General features: G+C 43.8%; 20 protein-coding genes. 4 read left to right on the top strand and 16 right to left on the bottom strand.

Going from position 1 to position 19,151, the window contains the following annotated elements; all coding sequences use genetic code 11:
- The first annotated feature begins 163 nt into the window (after positions 1 to 163).
- Positions 164 to 1,054 carry a GNAT family N-acetyltransferase gene (locus MHB37_RS14515; protein ID WP_076301886.1) on the top strand — a complete coding sequence of 297 codons (891 nt, stop codon included), beginning with the start codon at positions 164 to 166 and terminating at the stop codon, positions 1,052 to 1,054.
- Positions 1,055 to 1,089: 35 nt separating this feature from the next.
- Here the strand turns inward: MHB37_RS14515 and MHB37_RS14510 are convergent, their stop codons facing one another.
- The 8 genes from MHB37_RS14510 to aroC form a co-directional block, all read right to left on the bottom strand.
- Positions 1,090 to 2,028: an N-acetyltransferase gene (locus MHB37_RS14510; RefSeq protein ID WP_248548167.1), complete on the bottom strand. Its 939-nt coding sequence runs from the start codon at positions 2,026 to 2,028 to the stop codon at positions 1,090 to 1,092.
- Between the two features lie 102 nt (positions 2,029 to 2,130).
- Positions 2,131 to 2,586, bottom strand: a complete 456-nt coding sequence (locus MHB37_RS14505; protein ID WP_405169527.1) for a hypothetical protein — start codon at positions 2,584 to 2,586, stop codon at positions 2,131 to 2,133.
- Positions 2,567 to 2,776 (bottom strand): hypothetical protein, encoded by a 210-nt coding sequence (locus MHB37_RS14500; RefSeq protein WP_076126149.1) that lies wholly within the window; start codon positions 2,774 to 2,776, stop codon positions 2,567 to 2,569. Before MHB37_RS14500 ends, MHB37_RS14505 begins: the two co-directional genes overlap by 20 nt.
- A gap of 7 nt (positions 2,777 to 2,783) precedes the next feature.
- Positions 2,784 to 3,017, bottom strand: a complete 234-nt coding sequence (locus MHB37_RS14495) for a hypothetical protein (RefSeq protein WP_076126148.1) — start codon at positions 3,015 to 3,017, stop codon at positions 2,784 to 2,786.
- The gene (locus tag MHB37_RS14490) at positions 2,992 to 3,489 is read right to left on the bottom strand and encodes a hypothetical protein (protein ID WP_139329842.1); all 498 of its coding nucleotides are present in this window, start codon (positions 3,487 to 3,489) and stop codon (positions 2,992 to 2,994) included. Before MHB37_RS14490 ends, MHB37_RS14495 begins: the two co-directional genes overlap by 26 nt.
- A gap of 277 nt (positions 3,490 to 3,766) precedes the next feature.
- Positions 3,767 to 3,961 carry a hypothetical protein gene (locus MHB37_RS14485; protein WP_076126143.1) on the bottom strand — a complete coding sequence of 65 codons (195 nt, stop codon included), beginning with the start codon at positions 3,959 to 3,961 and terminating at the stop codon, positions 3,767 to 3,769.
- A 33-nt stretch (positions 3,962 to 3,994) separates the two neighbouring features.
- Positions 3,995 to 4,852: an NAD(P)-dependent oxidoreductase gene (locus MHB37_RS14480; RefSeq protein ID WP_076126141.1), complete on the bottom strand. Its 858-nt coding sequence runs from the start codon at positions 4,850 to 4,852 to the stop codon at positions 3,995 to 3,997.
- A gap of 161 nt (positions 4,853 to 5,013) precedes the next feature.
- Positions 5,014 to 6,069, bottom strand: a complete 1,056-nt coding sequence (gene aroC, locus MHB37_RS14475; RefSeq protein WP_076126139.1) for a chorismate synthase — start codon at positions 6,067 to 6,069, stop codon at positions 5,014 to 5,016.
- 71 nt (positions 6,070 to 6,140) lie between these two features.
- Here aroC and MHB37_RS14470 point away from each other — a divergent pair, with 71 nt between their 5' ends.
- Entirely contained in the window at positions 6,141 to 7,073 is a 933-nt protein-coding gene (locus MHB37_RS14470; RefSeq protein ID WP_405169526.1) for a LysR family transcriptional regulator, read from the top strand.
- Positions 7,074 to 7,737: 664 nt separating this feature from the next.
- Here MHB37_RS14470 and MHB37_RS14465 read toward each other — a convergent pair.
- Positions 7,738 to 8,322 (bottom strand): general stress protein, encoded by a 585-nt coding sequence (locus MHB37_RS14465; protein ID WP_076126136.1) that lies wholly within the window; start codon positions 8,320 to 8,322, stop codon positions 7,738 to 7,740.
- Between the two features lie 98 nt (positions 8,323 to 8,420).
- Entirely contained in the window at positions 8,421 to 10,913 is a 2,493-nt protein-coding gene (hrpB, locus tag MHB37_RS14460) for an ATP-dependent helicase HrpB (protein WP_405169525.1), read from the bottom strand.
- A 139-nt stretch (positions 10,914 to 11,052) separates the two neighbouring features.
- Here hrpB and MHB37_RS14455 point away from each other — a divergent pair, with 139 nt between their 5' ends.
- Entirely contained in the window at positions 11,053 to 11,475 is a 423-nt protein-coding gene (locus tag MHB37_RS14455; RefSeq protein ID WP_339282039.1) for a GNAT family N-acetyltransferase, read from the top strand.
- A gap of 138 nt (positions 11,476 to 11,613) precedes the next feature.
- Here MHB37_RS14455 and MHB37_RS14450 read toward each other — a convergent pair whose 3' ends face one another.
- Together MHB37_RS14450 and MHB37_RS14445 are read right to left on the bottom strand one after the other, a co-directional pair.
- A complete protein-coding gene (locus MHB37_RS14450) occupies positions 11,614 to 12,012 on the bottom strand; it encodes a DnaJ family domain-containing protein (RefSeq protein WP_405169524.1) in 399 nt (132 codons plus the stop codon).
- Between the two features lie 434 nt (positions 12,013 to 12,446).
- Positions 12,447 to 12,614, bottom strand: a complete 168-nt coding sequence (locus MHB37_RS14445; protein ID WP_405169523.1) for a hypothetical protein — start codon at positions 12,612 to 12,614, stop codon at positions 12,447 to 12,449.
- A gap of 1,453 nt (positions 12,615 to 14,067) precedes the next feature.
- On the opposite strand from MHB37_RS14445, the gene MHB37_RS14440 reads away from it, so the two are divergent.
- On the top strand, positions 14,068 to 14,544 hold the full coding sequence (locus MHB37_RS14440) for an SRPBCC family protein (protein ID WP_339190816.1): 477 nt from the start codon (positions 14,068 to 14,070) through the stop codon (positions 14,542 to 14,544).
- Here MHB37_RS14440 and MHB37_RS14435 read toward each other — a convergent pair.
- The 4 genes from MHB37_RS14435 to MHB37_RS14420 form a co-directional block, all read right to left on the bottom strand.
- Positions 14,536 to 15,345 (bottom strand): SDR family NAD(P)-dependent oxidoreductase, encoded by an 810-nt coding sequence (locus MHB37_RS14435; protein WP_036686506.1) that lies wholly within the window; start codon positions 15,343 to 15,345, stop codon positions 14,536 to 14,538. The genes MHB37_RS14440 and MHB37_RS14435 overlap by 9 nt on opposite strands.
- Positions 15,346 to 15,580: 235 nt before the next feature.
- Positions 15,581 to 16,447 carry a transglutaminase family protein gene (locus tag MHB37_RS14430; RefSeq protein WP_076126126.1) on the bottom strand — a complete coding sequence of 289 codons (867 nt, stop codon included), beginning with the start codon at positions 16,445 to 16,447 and terminating at the stop codon, positions 15,581 to 15,583.
- Entirely contained in the window at positions 16,444 to 17,397 is a 954-nt protein-coding gene (locus MHB37_RS14425) for an alpha-E domain-containing protein (protein WP_076126125.1), read from the bottom strand. The genes MHB37_RS14430 and MHB37_RS14425 overlap by 4 nt, the downstream gene beginning before the upstream one ends.
- 75 nt (positions 17,398 to 17,472) lie before the next feature.
- Positions 17,473 to 18,936 (bottom strand): circularly permuted type 2 ATP-grasp protein, encoded by a 1,464-nt coding sequence (locus MHB37_RS14420; protein ID WP_036686502.1) that lies wholly within the window; start codon positions 18,934 to 18,936, stop codon positions 17,473 to 17,475.
- Positions 18,937 to 19,151: the final 215 nt, after the last annotated feature.

Below are 19,151 nucleotides of genomic sequence, written 5' to 3'. Positions count from 1 at the left end.
TCTCATCTTATACCTCCGAGTTAATAATTTAGAGATTATGATAACACATCTACAGGATTATATTGGTATAGTATTTTTAAAATCAACTTTACGGTTAAAAAGCATAGTATTATATATTCATAAAATGCGAATCCCAAAATCATCTGAAATAGAGGTATATTCTATGAATGAATATCAATTGATTAGCGATTATAAACACATCGATAAATATAAGCTTAGCTTCAATTCTTTAGCCCAATCAATCTTTGGTATTGATTTTAAACCTTGGTATGAACAAGGGGGCTGGAATGACAAATATATTTGTTATTCCTTTATCGATGAAGATCATGTCATTGCGAATGCATCTATTAATAAAATGACTATTCTCATCAACAAAAAAGAATACAACGCCATCCAAATTGGGACGGTGATGACACATCCTGATTATCGCATGCAAGGTTTATCCCGAAAATTAATAGACCACATTATCGCTAAGTACGAACATGAATACGACTTCCTCTACTTATTTGCTAATGAGCGCGCTTTGGATTTTTATCCTAAATTCGGGTTTGAACGCATGCAAGAAAGCAGCTTTTCACTTAATGTTGCTCATCTTAGCAATCAGCCAACTACAACCTACTCTGTGCGGCCTTTATCTATAGGTAACCCCGTTGATTTTAGCATGATCAAAAATTTTGCAGTCAAAAGAACACCGGTATCCTCCGCGCTAAGTGTGATAAATAATGAACATCAGCTGCTGTTTTATTTTATTCTTCCTTTTCACGATTCCTTTTATTATATTGAAGAGGCTGACGTTATTGTGATCTTTAAACATGAGGATCATCAGCTTCATATTTTTGATATTATTAGTACAACAAGTTTTGATATCAACACAGTATTGAAAAGCATTATTTCTCCGGATACTGAAGTTATACATTTTTATTTCACACCAGATTATCCAATCGATCAAGTTAAGGCAGAATTAATTTCCAAGAGTGAAGATACCTTATTTATACGTCCGTTATTAAAAGAACTCCCTCAACATTTCATGTTTCCTATTACCTCTCATGCCTAGTTAACAAAAAAAAGGCTGCCATCTGGCAGCCTTTCTTAATCGTGCATAGGGATATACATACTCTGTATCTCTTGTACTCCAGGAACAAATCCTAAATTTAAATAAACAGACTCCGCATCATTACCTTCCATGACATATAATCTTAGGATCGGATACTTATCTTTCAGGAGATTAAGTCCTCTTTTCAACATCCTTGTAGCAATCCCTTTTCCTCTGTAAGCAGGTATTACACCAATACTGTAAACTGCTGCGTAATCATCTTGTAAACCCAAAAGACAATTCGCAATTAGCTGTCCTGATTTCTTATCATACACAAGCGTTGACGCTGTCAGTAATTCTTCATTTGTATAATTAGGTTCTTCACTTGGGATAAAATCTTCATAAGCGAATTTTTTTCTCCTTGTTGCCTCAAGACTTCCATCGAAGCTCGCAAAGTTACATTCGGCGATCTGCTCTTCAAGAATAAATCGTTTAGCGCCCATTCCATTATCTTCGATCTGAGGACTTTCAATCCTTAACTCTTCGTTCCATTCGACCTCAAAATAATCTGTAGGACGGTGCATCCAACGGCATCTGAACTCATCAGGCCAAAACCCCGCCCGCGCAAATAATTGAACCTGGTCTGGCAGAACCTCGAAGGTTTTTATCGGTTTTGTTCTATCCGACCAATAAATCAAAAGCTTTTTTAATAGCTTCAGCACCACAAATGTATCATTAAAAGGTGGAATAACAAAGAAATGATATATCCGGTTAGGCGACATCCTTACTCCACCTATTTTAGACTCGCCTTTATAAATCCAAAAAGCGTTTCTTTGGGCAGAATTGAACCTTTCTTCTTTAAAAAAACCGTTATATTGCATATTATAATAAATGGAACAATACAGTCCCCACTCTTCTGAGTCTGCCTTACGAATAGAATAATCATTATTTAAGTCATATGAAATCTCGTATTCAGACCATGCCATTAATTGCATTTACATTTCCTCCTCGCTAGTCCTATCACCTTCTGTATTCCATAGTATCACTTCTTAAAGTAAATGTTTGGTAATAAACTGTTATATTAATCTTTTGCCGATTTAAAGCAAATGCTTTTCTTTTATCTTAGAAACGGCTTGTACCCGGTTTTTAACCTCTAACTTTTGATAAGCTTGACGTGCCATCAGCATACGCGCGAGTGTGATTTGTTCGTATTCCCGGGCAACATTAGGTTTATCATTTGCACTAATATGCCTTTTCGTTAGCCATTCATCACCGCTACTTAACAGTCCTTGCGAGAACTGAATTCGAATATATGCGGCTTCCAGCAATCTTTCCCTGCCAGGAGAATGATATTGCTTAAGTTCCGCAATAGCTGTCTGCAAAACCTCCGCTGCATCTTCCACATGACCTATTGCTTTTAACATTTTAGCTTGCAAAATAACCCCTGGTACCCACATGCTCACATGCTTCGAGGAATTACACATAACAAGCACTTTGTCCAGTTGGACATTTGCATCTTTAAGATGATTCCTTTCATAGAAAAGATCCGCCAAAAATACAAAACCATGACCTTGTAACGTTTACTATAGATGCAAATTTCTCTATGCCTTCCTTGTTTTGGTCCAATAGCTCAACGAACGTATCCACGCCTCCCTGATAAAATGCAACCGAAGCACGATACAGATCCAACCGCATTTGAATTACGGCTTGCTCTTTTTCCGGAATAATAAATTCCTCTTCCATGAAAAGTTCAACCTTTGTAAGAAGCGTTTGGCATCATCTGATCGTCCAGCGACAGCCATCGAACCCGCTTGAAAATAAAACAAATCAGGGTGCACAATCTATTTTTGATCGGCAACTTATCTAATAAATCTAGCAATGAAGATTCATCGCCATCTTTGATAATTGAATTGAAAGGCCTATCCATACATGATGCAGAAAACGTATAATCCTCTGCCTCAAAAGCATGCTGGATAGCTTCCAAGACCAGCCCTTCCTGAAAAAGAGCGGAAGGCAAGAATCAAACCCGCTACCCATCCATCTGTTTTTTGCTCGAACAAAAATAACTCTTCTTGTGTAAGATGCTCGCTCAAGGATTGAGATTGCAGCTCATCTTTTTCGTCAAATGTAAACCTCAGATCATCGTTACTTAATTCTAGAAGTTCCTGTTGTGCTCTTAGGCGGGATAAGGCGAGTGGCGGGAGGGTTCTACTCAATATTACAAGCTTCACATTAGCCGGAAGATGTCCGATGAAAAAGCCCATACTTTCATGAATCGATTGATTCGTAATCGCATGATAATCATCCATTATAAGTGTAATAGAGCCTGGAAGAGAATGCAGATCGTTTAATAAAAGAGGAATCGCAGTTTCTACTGAACCGTCACGAACAGACTGGATAAACAAATCCAAGCGATTTAAAAAGGGGCGAAAGATTCTCTCAATTGCAGCATGCAAATTTAACCAGAATCGTACAAGATGGTTATCTGCAAGCTATGCAACCTCATCGGAATGAGTACGAGCCCATTCGGCCGCAAGTGTCGTTTTTCCAAACCCAGCTGAGGCGGCAATAAGCGTCACTTTGGCACGATTTTCATCCATGAGTTTAGACATTAATCTTATGCGCTGAACATAATAAGGAGCCTGTTTTAACCATCTATTAAGTAATAACATAACATTCTAGCTTTCTGACATCCAATATCAAAAAAAAGACCGCCAATTGGCAGCCTTTTTTCTAATATATTCTTGAGCATAACCAAAAAGCTGAACCCACTGCGATAATGCCTGCCATAGATACAAACAGGACATACCCTTTCTTTGTTCTAGTAACGGTGTGTTTATCATAAAACTCTGGTTTTCGAACGATTCCAAACCATAGATCAGCAATTAAATTCACGACTACTAAAGAAAAATTCTTTAATTTACTCATGTTATCTCTCCTTGTACATGTTTGGATTCATCTCTAACCTTTCAAGCTCTGAGCAAAACCTGACCTCCATGAAGGGTAAGATGGACTCCATCCGTAATCCATTCGAGCTTTTGTATTGGACGCCCCCCGTTCCCAGCCTTCTCTGCCCATTTGCAAAGGAGGTCTAGGAGCTCCCAAGATTTCAGAAAAAACAGGCACCCAATCTATTCCTCGCGCAGGTTCATTGTCCACAATATTAACTGGTCCAGAAGGCCAGTTCAGAGCAAGCGCCGCCGCGTTAGCTGCATCCTCCACATGAAGGAATGACGTAACCGCTTCTGTTGCAGTCAGTCTCCCTTGTCGAATTTCTTCTGTCATTAATCCCGCAGCATCATACCAAGTCCCTTGGCCGTACAACATTCCGTACCGCAAAATCACATGATTAGGAATTTCTGCAACTGCCTTTTCAAGTGAGCGGATACCCTCGATGGTTCTCATCCGGGATTCAGAAGCATTAGTATCTAATGGAGTATTCTCCGTGGCAGGTCCCTCACCAGCTTCATAAGCCCAAGAGATACTTTGGGCAATAATCTGTTTAACCCCGGTTGCCAATGAAGCATCGACAATATTTCGTGTTCCTTCTATTCTTATCCTTGAATTATCTGCAAAATTCCGCTGACTTAATGAAGTCAGCTGATGAATTACCACTTCAGGTTGGGCTGCTTGAATAGCCGCAAATATAGACTCACGCTCATACACATCCGCGATTACCGCTTGTGCCCCTAAGCTCTCAAGGATTGTTTTGTTTTCTTCTTTATGGGTCAGACCGATAACCTCATGCTTCGCTTGTAGTAACTTAGGAAGCAATGACCGTCCAATCACACCTGCAGCACCTGCAACAAAGATTCTCATCTATTCCCTCCTTTTCGCTGTACTGTATCTTATGACATAGCTAGAGACAAAGCATAATTTGAATGATTATCCATATGATACCACATATGCAAAAAAGACTGCACCTCACAGCTTATTGCTAAGAGGTGCAGTCTTTGATTTGTTTCATTTTATAAAGTGTTTCATCCAAAAATAGCAGCTTGTCTTTTATAAAGATCTTCCAATACTAAGCAAGCCATTGCTTCAACAACCGGGACGATTCTCGGACAGATACATGGATCATGTCTGCCCTCCGTTTTAATCTCAACTTCTTCACCATTCGTGTTTATGGTCTGTTGAGTAACAGAAATCGAGGATGTAGGCTTTACACTTATTCGAAAAATAATCTCTTCTCCTGTGCTGATTCCGCCTATAATTCCACCGGAATGGTTACTAAGAAATCCATCCTTATTCATCGCGTCATTATGTTCACTTCCAAGCATAGAGGCCGCTTCGAATCCAGCTCCAAACTCTATTCCTTTTACAGCACCAATAGATAACATCGCTTTAGCTAACTCTGCATCCAATTTATCAAATACGGGTTCTCCAAGACCCGGAATAACCCCTCTAATCCGACACTCCACGATACCTCCGCAGCTGTCTCCAATCGAAGCTAAGTGTTCAATTTTTTTAATCATTTCAGCTCCAGCCTTAGCATCACAGGCGCGGACTGCATTTTGTTCAATAACATCTTCATCAAAGGTTTGACACTTAATCCCTCCGACCTCTTGCGTGTAGGCTAGTACCTCAACCCCTCTTCTTTCGAGCAGTTTCCGAGCGATCGCTCCGCCAGCTACTCTTGCCGCTGTTTCCCTGCCAGATGCCCGCCCACTGCCTCTATGATCGCGAATTCCGTATTTCTGCAAAAAAGTATAATCCGCATGGCCGGGTCTAAATGAATGCTGAATATCGTTATAGGCCTCCGGTTTCATATCTTTGTTGTACAGAACTACAAAGAGTGGAGTTCCGGTTGTTTTCCCTTCGAATATTCCTGATTGTATTTGCACCACATCATATTCCTTACGCGGTGAAGTTACAGAGGACTGGCCTGGTTTCCTTCTATCCATCTGTTTCTGAATATATGCTTCATCAATTTCAACATTAGGTGTAACTCCATCCACTATGACCCCAACCGCTGCACCATGTGACTCTCCAAAGGTAGTAATCTTAAATACTTCTCCAAATGTGTTACCTGCCATAATATTTAAACCTCCATTGCCGACTCTTTTATTATTAATATATCCAAATTATAATAAGATTGTTGCAATTAATGAAATCACATTTTCATCAGACTGTCATAGAGGTGATCTATATCAAATTCTTTAACCTTGAATGGTATCGTATTTTTTTATATACGGCTCGTTACAAAAATCTAACAAAGGCTGCAAATGAATTGCATATTACACAGCCATCCGTAAGTTATGCCATTAAACAAATGGAGGATTCTTTAGGTCTCAAATTATTTCATCGTTTATCTAAAGGTGTAGAGCTAACTGAGGAAGGACGGGCGTTATTGGAATATGTTGAGCCCTCTTTAGTCATGCTGGATTCTGCACAAAAGCATCTTCACAATCTAAAGCAGCTAAACGAGGGAGAAGTTCGGATTGGAGCGAGTGATTCCCTTATAAAAAATCTTTTGCTGCCGCAATTGAACGCATTCCACAAACAATATCCCGGCATACGAATTCGGCTATCACACGGAAAAACGCATGAGATCACCAAACGTTTGAAAGAAGGCGAAATAGACTGTGCGCTCGTCCATATGCCTATTGACGATCCACAATTAAGTATTCAGACGCTTGCCACCCTTGAGGATTGTTTTGTAGTGGGACGAGCCTTTCAGGAACTGGCAAACCGTTCGCTTACGGCAAAAGAACTTGCAGAGTTACCTTTTATTTTATTATCCCCAGAAAGCAGCACCAGACTGTTTGTTGATCATTGGTTTGCTGGTAAGGGATTGTCCGTTAAACCAGATATAGAGCTGGGCAGCATCGATTTACTCTCTGAATTCGCAAGACTTGGTTACGGGGTAGCCTTTATTAGCCGTTCTTTTGTAATTGAGGAGATTCAAAAAGGAGAACTTTTCGAGTTGCAATTAGATGATCCCCCTCCACCCCGGAATATAGGCTTCGCAATCCATCGCGATATGAGGTTATCCGTGGCAGCTGATTCTTTCATCCGCATGCTTCGTATCCTTGATTAAGATCGTGCAAGGTAGCAGCATATAAGGACACTGCGAAACGAGGCATGTGCTTAGAAACCATAAGGGCGCTGCGATACGGGGGGATTTCTTAGCAGCAAACCGGGGGCGTATGCTCAGTAGGATAAGGACACAGAGTCCGGATGCGCTTACGTAGCAATACAAGGACACAGTGGAACGATGCATGTACGTAATAGTAAAAGGACTCTAGGGAACGGTGCATGTACGTCAGCGGAACGATGACCCTCCAACAAAGGTCACAGTGATCGGGTACGCATAGATAGCAGTACAAAGACAGCACGTGCGTTGCAGCATAAGGACACTCCGAAACGATGCAGGAACGTAGTAGCAAAGGACACAGCGGACCTTAAACGCAATATTATCCGATATTTGGAGCCCTATCGGACCCCATTGCAGCTATTGGCATAAAAAACAGCAAATAAGAGCCTCATTCTATAGAATAGCGTCCATGGAGTCCGAAATTCTGCTGCAAAGACCAAAAATTAGCCAATAGCGTCATCTGGGTCCGTACCCCTCAGAAGAGGATGAGCAAAGGGGGATTACGGGAGGCGCGATGGACTAAAAATACAAAAGGAGCGATTCTCCATTAAATCGGAGAATCGCTCCTTGTAACCTTTTACCGCTTTTAAAGCAGGTTATTATAATGTTATATTTTATCGCGGTTGTAGACTTCAGCCGTCCGATCCGCTCTGTTAGCCATCGAATTTCCTAGTCTAGTGTCTTCGTTATAGACGCCTTCGTAACGCTGAGTATTCAGCGAACGGTTACCGCGGAACACATCATGTGCTTGATAGCCGCGTCCATTATCATCGACTAGTACAAGGATTTTGCCGCTTTCCACATAACCTTCGTACTCTTTAGCCTCATCCTCAGGAATACCGAGTCCGATCAAGCCGCCGACTAATCCACCTGCGCCTGCACCAACTGCTGCACCTGTAAGTGTTGCAACTATAGGCCCTGCCGCCAGGATCGGTCCAATCCCCGGAATCGCCAATGCTCCTATCCCTGCCAATAGTCCGGCAACGCCGCCAACTACACCACCTGTAGCAGCGCCTGTTGCTACTCCTTCTGGAGCTTTTGTGCCTGTATCCTCTGAGATGTTTCTAAGCTCATCACGATCACGTGTGATTACTGATATTTCATCATTATTAAATCCTTGATTGTGAAGTCCTTCAATTGCTCTGGTTGCTTCTTGTTCTGTGTCGAAAATACCTACGATTTTTTTAGTCACTTGAAGCCCTCCTTAGTAATTGTCTTCGCTAGTAATTACCCTTTAAACGGGAGACCAAACATCTAAGGAAAAATTTCAAGAGCATATGTAACCATAAATTATTTTACAGGACGTGTACGATTAGTCGGAATAGCCTGTAATGGGTCATCTGGCCAATAGTGCTTCGGGTACCGTCCCTTCAGATCTTTTTTGACCTCAAAATAGGTCCCCCGCCAAAAACTTGCTAGATCAGAGGTTACCTGCACAGGTCGTCTAGCTGGTGACAAAAGATGCAGCAATACTGGCAATTTTCCCCCTCCAATTCGAGGTGTGTCCAGCTGTCCAAACATCTCTTGCAATCTTACTGCCAATACCGGGGCAGCAGGATTAGTATAATCTACAGGCACACGCGAGCCACTAGGAACAGATATATGTGTAGGTGCCTCCTTTTCCAGCATCTGCCGCTGATTCCAGTCTAACATCCCCTCAAGCGCTCGCGCTAACGGTACACGCTGAAGGTCGCGGAGGTTCCTCATACCTTGCAGATATGGCAAAAGCCATTCATCCAACGTAGCAATTAAAGAAACATCTGATACATCCGGCCAATCTGAACGTAAGGTATGCATAAACATCAAACGTTCGCGAAGCTGTATGGTTCCCTTCTCCCACGGTAGGATTTCAATGCCATCTGTAGCGATGACACTTAATAGTACATTTGCCATTTCTTCCGCGGAGGGTCTTTCATGTGAAGTTTCTTTTAAGACCAACGCGCCGAGCATTGTGCGACGACGTTTCTTCACACTTCCACTTTCTTTATCCCAATACACATCCGCTTCCTCGGTGATGCGGTCTGCATGATAGGAAAGCAGTTGTCCTTCTTCTATCTCAGCTGCCAGCATAATTGCGCCCTGTGTAGCGCGATCATCGATCGAAGCAGCTACGATATAAGATGACCGGGCCAGCGGTTGCCCTTCCCGCATGGCCGCCCCCCGAACGGAGGAGAGCAGAAACGCGCCATCGCCGCGTTTCTGCCCGATCCGGTCGGGATAGGCGAACGACAGAAGCAGCCCGCAGTGGCTGATGTCGTTCACGTTCTCGCCCGGCGCGGCTTGCAGTTGCGCCTGGAAATGGCGGCTCTCGCGCTGCACAGCGCGCAGAGCCGCCGGGTCCGCTCCGCCGCTATCAGCGGAGCGCTCGAACCGGAGCAGCGCCTCAACGCGGAGCGTGAGGTCGCAATCTAGGGCCGCGGGACCCTTGAAAAGGTCCCGCTCTTGCAGCAGCGCCGCCAGCCGGCAGGCGAGCGGTGCTGTGCCAAGCTCTGCCGCGAGCAGCAGCATATGCGCGGCTCGCGGGTGCGCGCCAAGCGCGGCCATGCTGTGGCCGTGCGGCGTAATAGCGCCGCCGGCGTCCAGCGCGCCGAGCTGGCGCAGCAGCGCGGTGCCCTGCGCAAAAGGCGCAGCGGGCGGCGCGTCAAGCCAAGATAGCGCGGCAGGATCGCGCACGCCCCACAGCGCCAGCTCCAAAGCGAGCTGCGCAAGGTCCGTCTGCATAATCTCCGGCACATTGTCATCCGGAAGTCGATTATGCTCCTCCTGACTCCACAGCCTGTAGCACACGCCTGGGGCTGTCCGTCCGGCACGTCCCCGCCGTTGATCCGCTGAGGCTTTCGATACCGGGACTGTCGTCAGACTTGGCATTCCTGTGCGTGGTGAGAATATCTGTGTACGGCGCTGCCCTGTATCAATCACCGTTCGCACGCCTTCAATCGTTAGACTTGTCTCAGCGATAGAAGTCGCGAGCACTACTTTTCGTTCACCTTGAACCGATGCAGCCACGGCTGCATCTTGGATATTTTGTGGCAGCTGGCCATATAAAGGGCGAATTACCGTCTGCTCTGCCAAGCTTCCATTTTCCAACTCACTTTGAGTTCTGCGTATTTCTCTTTCCCCCGCTAAAAAGACGAGAATATCTCCGGGTTGTTCAACAAGCGCACGTCTCACAGCAGCTGCAGCAGTTTTTTCCAGTGGAAGATTCCCAGTAGTTGGCACATAGATTGTTTCTACAGGATAGGTTCTGCCCGGACAATTTACTACGGGCGCATCGCCTAGTAAAGCAGACACCCGCTCTCTGTCCAAGGTAGCTGACATGATAAGAATCCTTAGATCCTCCCGCAGCACAGCCTGTGCTTCCAGTGTAAGGGCAAGTCCCAAATCCGCATGAAGACTGCGCTCATGGAACTCATCAAAAATAACTAAACCCACATCACCCAAAGAAGGATCGCTTTGCAGCATTCTCGTTAATACTCCTTCAGTGACTACAACAATCCGCGTATTTTTGCCTACTTTAGTGTCATTCCGCATCCGATAACCTACCGTCTGTCCAACACTTTCTCCAAGGCAGGATGCCATGTAAGTGGCGGCAGATCTAGCAGCAAGCCTTCTAGGCTCTAACATTAAAATGCTTTTACCCGCCATCCAAGGCTCGTCCAAAAACGCCGGAGGCGTTCCTGTTGTTTTGCCTGCACCCGGTTCAGCGATAAGTACTGCTGCCTGCGCAGTGTTAAGTATGTTTTTCAGGTCAGGAAGCACCTGTATAATCGGAAGTTGTTTCATTCTATCTCTCCATCGTCTATAATCATATGTTATAATTTTCCTTGAAGTTATCTTAGATCATCTTCATCATGTGTGAAAAAACCTTAAAGATCAAGACTTACCATCCATACCCTCTATAATATTAATAAGGAGACTTACTATGATATTCGTAACAAAAGCTACAATTTCAGATCTACCCATGCTCACCAAAATAGACAGCAAGATCATTGGCAATGAAAGCCGCAAATCGAAGATTGAAAAATATATCAAGCATGAGCAGTGTTACGTAGCATCGCATAATGGAACGTTTGTAGGATTTGCTTGCTGCGATACCACCTTTTTCGAATGTTGTTTTATTCAGCTGGTCATTGTGGATCCTGAGTACAGACGCCTAGGCATAGCCAAAACACTCCTTAGCTACATCGAGGAACAATGCCCCACCCCCAAGCTTTTCACCTCCACCAATGAATCCAATACGATCATGCAGCAACTATGTCTTTCTCAAGGGTTTGTTAAAAGCGGAGTCATTGAGAATTTAGATGAAGGCGATCCGGAATGGGTATATTTTAAACAAATTAGATGAGTATACATGTTTAGTTACACATAACAAGCAAAAAGGCAGCTCTTCTGTCTAAAACGACCAAGAGATGCCTTTTTATTTTACACTATTTATTCTCATGTCCAAATGACTGTAGGCATTTAGGCAGTAACGTAACCAGCGTTATTCCTCTTCCTTTATCATCTGTTCGTGTATTTGAGCACTGTATTGCATAAAAGCAGGGTTACTATCCAAGCCGCGTTCACGCAATAACTCCTGTAGATGCAGTCTTTTCATAGACAGTTTTGACCGCAAAGCCTTGCCCTCACTGGTTTCTGCACTTCCGCTATTATGACACGCCGCAAGCAATCCTTCCAACGTAACACATTCAGCTCGCAGAGAGATTTCCTCAGGCACCAGTCCGGAGTTCTTCATGATTTTAAAAGACATCCGCAATTCTTCCGGCACACCCGATAAATCCTCGAGCTCCAGCGGCTTGCCATGCCCAGGTAAATCTCGAAATTCCCCGTTACGCATAGACTCCTGAATTCGCTGCTCAGCTAACCAAGACATCATCCCCATATACGCAGCCTCCTTCACTAATACCACACTATTAACTACCCTGCCTAAGCAAAAGTAGATTTTACGGAATTGCGTTAATTTTAGCATAAAAGACTTAGGATTTGCATCAAGGTGCCGGAATGATTTCTCAGATCTTTCCTATGCTGTTAACTATAGGGATGGCGAGCTATTTACTCAAATCCCCCTTGCCCTCGTCGCACAGTTGAATAGCTCAGACTCTGTAACTATCGTACACAATGTATATTCTAAGCCCATAACCGCAACGTCAGCATACACTGGCCACCGTGAAATGTTTGGACCCAGGAGCCCTTGCTTGTATACTACATCCTTTATTACACATTCATTACCTCTTCGTCGCCATAGATAGTTCGGACTCAGCAGCCCTTATTTCACAAATTCAGTCCTTTTCGCTGTACTATCGGACTCAGTTGCAGCTATTCGCTCAAATACGCCCTACTTTTGTTCAAAATCACAGCAATAGCGCTATGCGGTCCGATATGTTCAAAATACAAACCAAAAACACCAAATAGCTGCAATACAGTCCGATCCATTAGCGAATCCAGGTCTCCGCAAACCGATCGAACCCAGTAGCTCTTGCTCATATACTACATCCTTTGTACCTTCATTACCTCTTCGTCGCCATAGATCGTTCGGACCCAGCAGCCCTTATTTCACTAATTTAGTCCTTTTTACCCTGCTATCGGACTCAGTTGCAGCTATTCACTCAAACACACCCTACTTTTGTTCAAAATCGCAGCGATAAGAGCTATGCAGTCCGATAGTTCTAATAAACACACGAAAAACTCCAAATAGCTGCAATACAGTCCGCAACGCCGATGCATCCTCGCTACCATGTAACGTTCGGACTCAGATGACCTTATTTCACAAATTCAGGCTTATTCCCTCTGCTATCGGACTCAGTTGCACCTATTCGCTCAAATACGCCCTACTTTTGTTCAAAATCGCGGCAATAAGCGCTATGCGGTCCGATACTTCTAATAAACACACCAAAAACGCCAAATAGCTGCAATACAGTCCGCAACGCCGATGCATTCTCGCTACCATGTAACGTTCGGACTCAGATGACCTTATTTCACAAATTCAGGCTTATTCCCTCTGCTATCGGACACAGTTGCAGCTATTCGCTCAAACACACCCTACTTTTGTTCAAAATCGCAGCGATAAGAGCTATGCGGTCCGATACTTCTAATAATCAAATCAAAAACTCCAAATAGCTGCAATACAGTCCGCAACGCCGATGCATCCTCGCTACCATGTAACGTTCGGACTCAGATGATCTTATTTCACAAATTCAGGCTTATTCCCTCTGCTATCGGACTCAGTTGCAGCTATTCGCTCAAATACGCCCTACTTTTGTTCAAAATCGCGGCAATAAGCGCTATGCGGTCCGATACTTCTAATAAACACACCAAAAACGCCAAATAGCTGCAATACAGTCCGCAACGCCGATGCATCCTCGCCACCATATAACGTTCGGACTCAGATGACCTTATTTCATTAATTCAGGCTTATTCTCTCTGCTATCGGACACAGTTGCAGCTATTCACTCAAACACACCTTACTTTTCTTCAAAATCTCAACAATAAGCGCTATGCGGTCCGATACTTCTAATAAACACATCAAAAACGCCAAATAGCTGCAATACAGTCCGCAACGCCGATGCATCCTCGCCACCGTAGATGCTACTTTTTACTTCCACCATTCATCATTCACTTATCCCTCTCTTCACTCCCTTCTCACCGTCATGCACACTTATCTCCTACATCACTCACTTTTCCCCGTCTTGCACACTTATCTCCTTCATCACTCCCTTTTCCCCGCCAACACTAAATCCGCGCCGTACGCAAATCGAGCTCGTGGACTTGCTTATGACCTTATTTCTCCCGCTATTTTATTACCCTCTATACCCTATAAGTTACGCTTCAGCCACACAGCCGGATCGTGCAATTAACACAGGCGATTGCTATACTCTTTCTAATGAGCCTCAACTCAATAAAAAAAGGACTACCGCAGTAGTCCAAAGGAGAAATATAAATGTTAGCTAACATCCAAAAAAAAGATCAACATTATGTCGCTCGTTTCGAACGCCAGTTAAAGCATTCCGCAACTGAGATTTGGTCCTATTTGACCGAAAATGAGAAGCTTGCCTTATGGTTCTCTGAATTAAAAATTGAGGACCTGCGTGAAGGCGGACTTATAAAGTTTGATATGCAAAACGGAACGTTTGTGGATATGGAAATTACCGCGCTGCTGCATCAATCTATTTTTGAGTTTACTTGGGCTGAGGATCTTGTTCGTTTTGAGTTATACCCTAATTCAGAAGGCTGTTTACTCGTCTTGAACGAAACACTACAAACGCTTACCCCGCATACACCACGAGATCTCGCTGGCTGGCATGTTTGTCTAGAAGTGATCCAGCATCTTTTGGAAGGCACGACGCTGGAGTCACGGAAAGACGAATGGAATAAATGGTACGAGCAATACCGGGAAGCGATCTCGAAATTAGGATAACAAGGACTCCGCGCCGTCAATTACGATTTGAGCACCTGTAATATGGATAGATTCATCCGAAGCCAGAAAAGCAACGAGATCAGCGACATTATCCGGCTTGCCCGGTCCATCCGCCAAAGGTTGCGCTCCATCAGGGAATTCAATCGGAATGACGATTGCCTCAACATCCTCGCTCATTTCAGTGGTTTCATCTATATTCGTAGCAATAGCCCCAGGGCAGATCACATTTACACGAATCTTAAACTTAGCAAGCTCGAGAGCTGCCATTTTGGCAAAAGCCACCTGTCCAGCTTTGGTAGTGCTATAAGTAGACCACCCAAAGCTGGCAAATCTAGTGTTCCCATTAATGGAACTAGTAATAATAATACTGCCCTTCCCTTTATCTTTCAGATGAGGAATAGTATATTTCAGAGTCAAAAAAGTCCCCGTCAAGTTCACCGACATCGTACGCTCCCAGTCGCTCAAGCTTAGTTCTTCTATCGGGCCCACAGCGCCATTAATTCCCGCGTTAGCGAATACTACATCCACACCTCCGAATTGTTCCACCGTACAACGTACGGCTTCCTCCATCTTTTTCTCATCCGAAGTATCTACCTCTATGGCCAGCGCACAATCTTTTCGAAGCTTATTAAGCTTTTCTGCCAAGGAAGAGGTTCTTTCAAGATTTAAATCGAACAATGCTACATTTGCACCTTCCCGCGCCAGCTTAATAGCGGTAGCACGGCCAATTCCCGAGCCCGCTCCGGTTATAATCGCTGTTTTTCCAATAAATCTTTGTTTCTTAGATATGTTTGGGCTCATATGTAATCTCTCCTCTAATGTCTGTAAGATAAGTACTATGGATCAAGATTACCCAAATAAACCTGTAATGGAATCATCTCGTTCATAAATCTTCAGAATTTAGGCACGCCGCACAAAAAAATCTCCCCATTCAATAAGATGAGCGGAGAGTTTGTTTCGAATATTTAGAGTATTTAAAATATTTTGATTGTTTCGATGTTCGATGTTCGATGTTCGATGTTTCAATTATTTCAGATCAGTTGTCCAGCTTGCGTACGTCCACTTTTACAGTCAGTGTTCCTGCTCCACCGCGATATACCCCTTTTACAGGTACTATATCTTTATAATCCCGTCCATGACCCAGCTTGATATAACGCCAGTTCACTTCAACATTATTCGTCGGATCAAAACCAAGCCAGCCCGTACCCGGAATATGGGTCTCCACCCAAGCATGTGAAGCCTGCTCGAAATTAGCATTGCTGCTCTGTAGATCACCGACAAAATGATATCCACTAACATATCTTGAAGGCAGACCCACACTGCGGCAGACAGCGATCATAAGATGAGCATAATCCTGACAGACCCCCCGCTTGAGCTTGAGGGCTTTTTTTACCGTTGTATTTACGCTTGTTGCCTCAGGATCATAGGTGAACTGTTCATAAATCGTCGAAGATAACTTCAGAATCCATTCATACATATCCTCAGCTTCACTAAAAGGGTACTGGGAAGCGAACTCCACTAATTCAGGAGTCACCTCGGTATAACGGGTCGGCAAAATAAACTCAATATAACGGTTCTGAAACTTTTCATCATTTAATAGTTTAACTTGCTCTTCAAGGCTGGTTCGCGGAAGATCGGTACCCTGGGCTTTATCCAGCGTTACTACAGTAGCTTTCGTATGGATTACCATTTCCGTATGTGGCTTATTAACCGAATAGGCATGCACCCGATTACCGAAGAAATCCTCATACGTTAATAGATTAGCTGCCGGAGATACTTCAACCTCATGGTGATAACAGGATTGCCGATAGTTGGTGCGTGGGGTAAGCCTGATTTCATTGACACTGTCCGTAACCGGCTCTGGATAACTGTATGTGGTGGTGTGATTGATTTGAATCTTCATACAGATACTCCTTCTCGCCGAAAAAAGGCGCCCTCCATCGTTTTGCCCAGTCTCTGGCAAGATATTACGAGTGATTGCAGCACATCTTCCACCAGTTCACCGGACATTTCCTCTTTCTCCATATAATCCAGCTCTGCCTTCAGCTTTCCTGCTTGACGGATGACCTTCTCATGACCTGAGCCTTTTTCTGAGGAATCTAATTCAAGTCTAGCTAAATGCTCTTCCAGCTGGTGAAAAGAAAAGCGGATCGAACGTGGAAATTTGGGATTTGCGATCAAAAAATCTAAAATGCTCTCCGGTGACATAGCATCTGCATAATAACGGCGAAACGCCTGATAACCACTTACCGATTTCAGCACAGCCTGTAACTGAATATAAATTGCATGAAGCTCTTTAAAACGGCAAGAGGCAATAACTGCCTGCAAAATACGCGTCGTATTCTCTGCCCGTTCCAGAAAACGGCCGCTCTCTATAAAATGCCATTCATTTCCCCTAAGCATTACGGATTGTTCTGCTCCTAGAAACATAGCTGCACGTTCCTTCACTTGCTGGTAGAAATGATGTGGGCCACTCATAATATCAGCGACTGACCGCTCCCCAAGCCATAGATTAAAGCTGTTGACGATATCCCATAGCTCACTTGGAAGATGCTGACGCAGTGTGCGAAGATTATTTCTAGCATGATGTACGCAAGAGAATAATGAATTCGAATTGCCTAAATCGAGTGTAATAAAGGATAACACGTCCTGTTCAGAAAAGGTTTCGAACTGCTGCAAATACTCACTTCGAACTCCTAATGCATCGATAAGCCTCGACCATTTATGTCCTTCTTCCTGAAAATCCTCTTCCTGCTGGATATGATAATGTACATTGATTAGCCGCGCATGATTCTCTGCCCTTTCAATATATCGGCCGATCCAGAATAAAGCCTCCGCATTTCGATTCAGCATCTTTAGCCACTCCTTTATCCTCCAAATTGATGCTGCATATTTTTGATTCACAATCAAGGCTTACAAGATAATAGATCAAGCCATAACCCAAGTATCCTTTACGCCACCGCCTTGCGAGGAATTCACAACCAGTGAACCTTCTTTCATAGCCACTCGTGTTAATCCACCAGGTATGACATGTGGCTTCCGGTCTGCGCCCATTAATACAAAAGCCCGAAGATCGATATGCCGGGGTGCCATAGTGCCTCCCGACAATACGGGTGCTCTGGACAAGGACATAATTGGCTGTGCCACATAACGGTCCGGATCGGCAATAATTTTCATTCGGAACTCGGCTAATTCTTCTTTGGTCGCCTCACTTCCGATCAACATCCCATATCCTCCGGATAATGAGGTTTCTTTAACAACCATTTCGGATAGGTTCTCAAGAACATACAGGCGTTCATCGGGTCGGGACAACAAATACGTCGGCACATTACCAAGGATCGGCTCTTCATTCAGATAATAACGAATCATATCCGGTACATAGACATACATCGCTTTATCATCTGCAACACCGGTTCCCGGCGCATTAGCAATCGCTATGTTGCCTGCCCTATACGCATTCATAAGTCCTGCCACACCCAATAAAGAATCAGGTTGAAAGGCTAGCGGATCAATGTAATCATCATCCAACCGACGATACAGCACATCCACGCGACGCAGTCCGTTCATTTCTTTCAAATATATTTTGTGATCCTTTGTTACCAAATCTCGTCCTTCGACCAAATGTATACCCATCTGCTGTGCCAAAAAAGCATGTTCATAATATGCAGAATTGTATTCTCCAGGCGTTAGGAGTGCTATAACCGGATCTGACCTTCTTGAAGGAGATAGACTACGAAGCACGGATAAGAAGCGATTTAAGCTATGATCTACATCTCGGATGGAGCTGGCAAAGGACAATTCAGGAAACAATTGATTCATAAGCGTTCTGCCTTTAAAAAGATAGGAAAAGCCGGAGGGTGTTCGCAGGTTGTCTTCAAGTACATAATAATGCCCATCGTGGTGGCGGATCAGATCGATTCCTGAGGTGGTGATATAAGCTCCACCGGGCACTCGCAGACCTGACATTTCTGGCCGGAAATAACAGTTGGAAATAATCATACGCCTAGGGACGATGCCATCTTTAACAATGTATTGCTCATGGTAAATGTCATGAATGAATAAATTCAAAGCTGTGATACGCTGAATAATTCCAGCTTCTAGCCTCTCCCACTCATTCTTAGGGATAATACGTGGAATCATATCGAAGGGGATCGTTCGCTCCATAGGATGATCCTGAGCCGGGTTGTAAAGCGTAAAGGTAATTCCTTCTTCCATCATCCTACGCTGCATTAAATTTTGCTTCCCTTGCAGCTCTTCGGAGCTCATTCCGGAAAACATGCGATTCACATGTCTGTAGTGCGGCCGGACATTCCTCTTATCAGCATACATTTCATCGAAAAAATGCTGTAATGGATACGGAGACAGACCTGGCAGAGGATCTAATTTGGACATGAGCCCGACTCCTTTCGATAGATGTAATCTTTGTTAACAACTTATACTTTCATTTCAGAAAACATCCATGGAAATATTGGTTTATATTCTCATAATACGTAAATCCACTCGTTCATGTCAACATATATAACAGAGAAATGTGATTCCGGAGATATTTGTATTTTTTGGAATCGCTTCCTTTCTCTCTTATATAGGTTGCCGGAGATGAAATGTAG

It is taken from the genome of Paenibacillus sp. FSL H3-0286, from assembly GCF_045040705.1.
Lineage (GTDB): Bacteria > Bacillota > Bacilli > Paenibacillales > Paenibacillaceae > Paenibacillus_AQ > Paenibacillus_AQ odorifer.
The sequence above is the reverse complement of the archived record's forward strand: the minus strand, read 5'-3'. Positions and strand labels throughout refer to the sequence as shown.

Coding starts and splice junctions, on each gene's coding strand:
- MHB37_RS14515 (WP_076301886.1), top strand. CDS start 164: ATGAATGAATATCAATTGATTAGCGATTATAAACACATCGATAAATAT.
- MHB37_RS14510 (WP_248548167.1), bottom strand. CDS start 2,028: ATGCAATTAATGGCATGGTCTGAATACGAGATTTCATATGACTTAAAT.
- MHB37_RS14500 (WP_076126149.1), bottom strand. CDS start 2,776: ATGGAAGAGGAATTTATTATTCCGGAAAAAGAGCAAGCCGTAATTCAA.
- MHB37_RS14485 (WP_076126143.1), bottom strand. CDS start 3,961: ATGAGTAAATTAAAGAATTTTTCTTTAGTAGTCGTGAATTTAATTGCT.
- MHB37_RS14480 (WP_076126141.1), bottom strand. CDS start 4,852: ATGAGAATCTTTGTTGCAGGTGCTGCAGGTGTGATTGGACGGTCATTG.
- aroC (WP_076126139.1), bottom strand. CDS start 6,069: ATGGCAGGTAACACATTTGGAGAAGTATTTAAGATTACTACCTTTGGA.
- MHB37_RS14470 (WP_405169526.1), top strand. CDS start 6,141: ATGAAATCACATTTTCATCAGACTGTCATAGAGGTGATCTATATCAAA.
- hrpB (WP_405169525.1), bottom strand. CDS start 10,913: ATGAAACAACTTCCGATTATACAGGTGCTTCCTGACCTGAAAAACATA.
- MHB37_RS14455 (WP_339282039.1), top strand. CDS start 11,053: ATGATATTCGTAACAAAAGCTACAATTTCAGATCTACCCATGCTCACC.
- MHB37_RS14450 (WP_405169524.1), bottom strand. CDS start 12,012: ATGGGGATGATGTCTTGGTTAGCTGAGCAGCGAATTCAGGAGTCTATG.
- MHB37_RS14445 (WP_405169523.1), bottom strand. CDS start 12,614: ATGAGCAAGAGCTACTGGGTTCGATCGGTTTGCGGAGACCTGGATTCG.
- MHB37_RS14440 (WP_339190816.1), top strand. CDS start 14,068: ATGTTAGCTAACATCCAAAAAAAAGATCAACATTATGTCGCTCGTTTC.
- MHB37_RS14435 (WP_036686506.1), bottom strand. CDS start 15,345: ATGAGCCCAAACATATCTAAGAAACAAAGATTTATTGGAAAAACAGCG.
- MHB37_RS14430 (WP_076126126.1), bottom strand. CDS start 16,447: ATGAAGATTCAAATCAATCACACCACCACATACAGTTATCCAGAGCCG.
- MHB37_RS14425 (WP_076126125.1), bottom strand. CDS start 17,397: ATGCTGAATCGAAATGCGGAGGCTTTATTCTGGATCGGCCGATATATT.
- MHB37_RS14420 (WP_036686502.1), bottom strand. CDS start 18,936: ATGTCCAAATTAGATCCTCTGCCAGGTCTGTCTCCGTATCCATTACAG.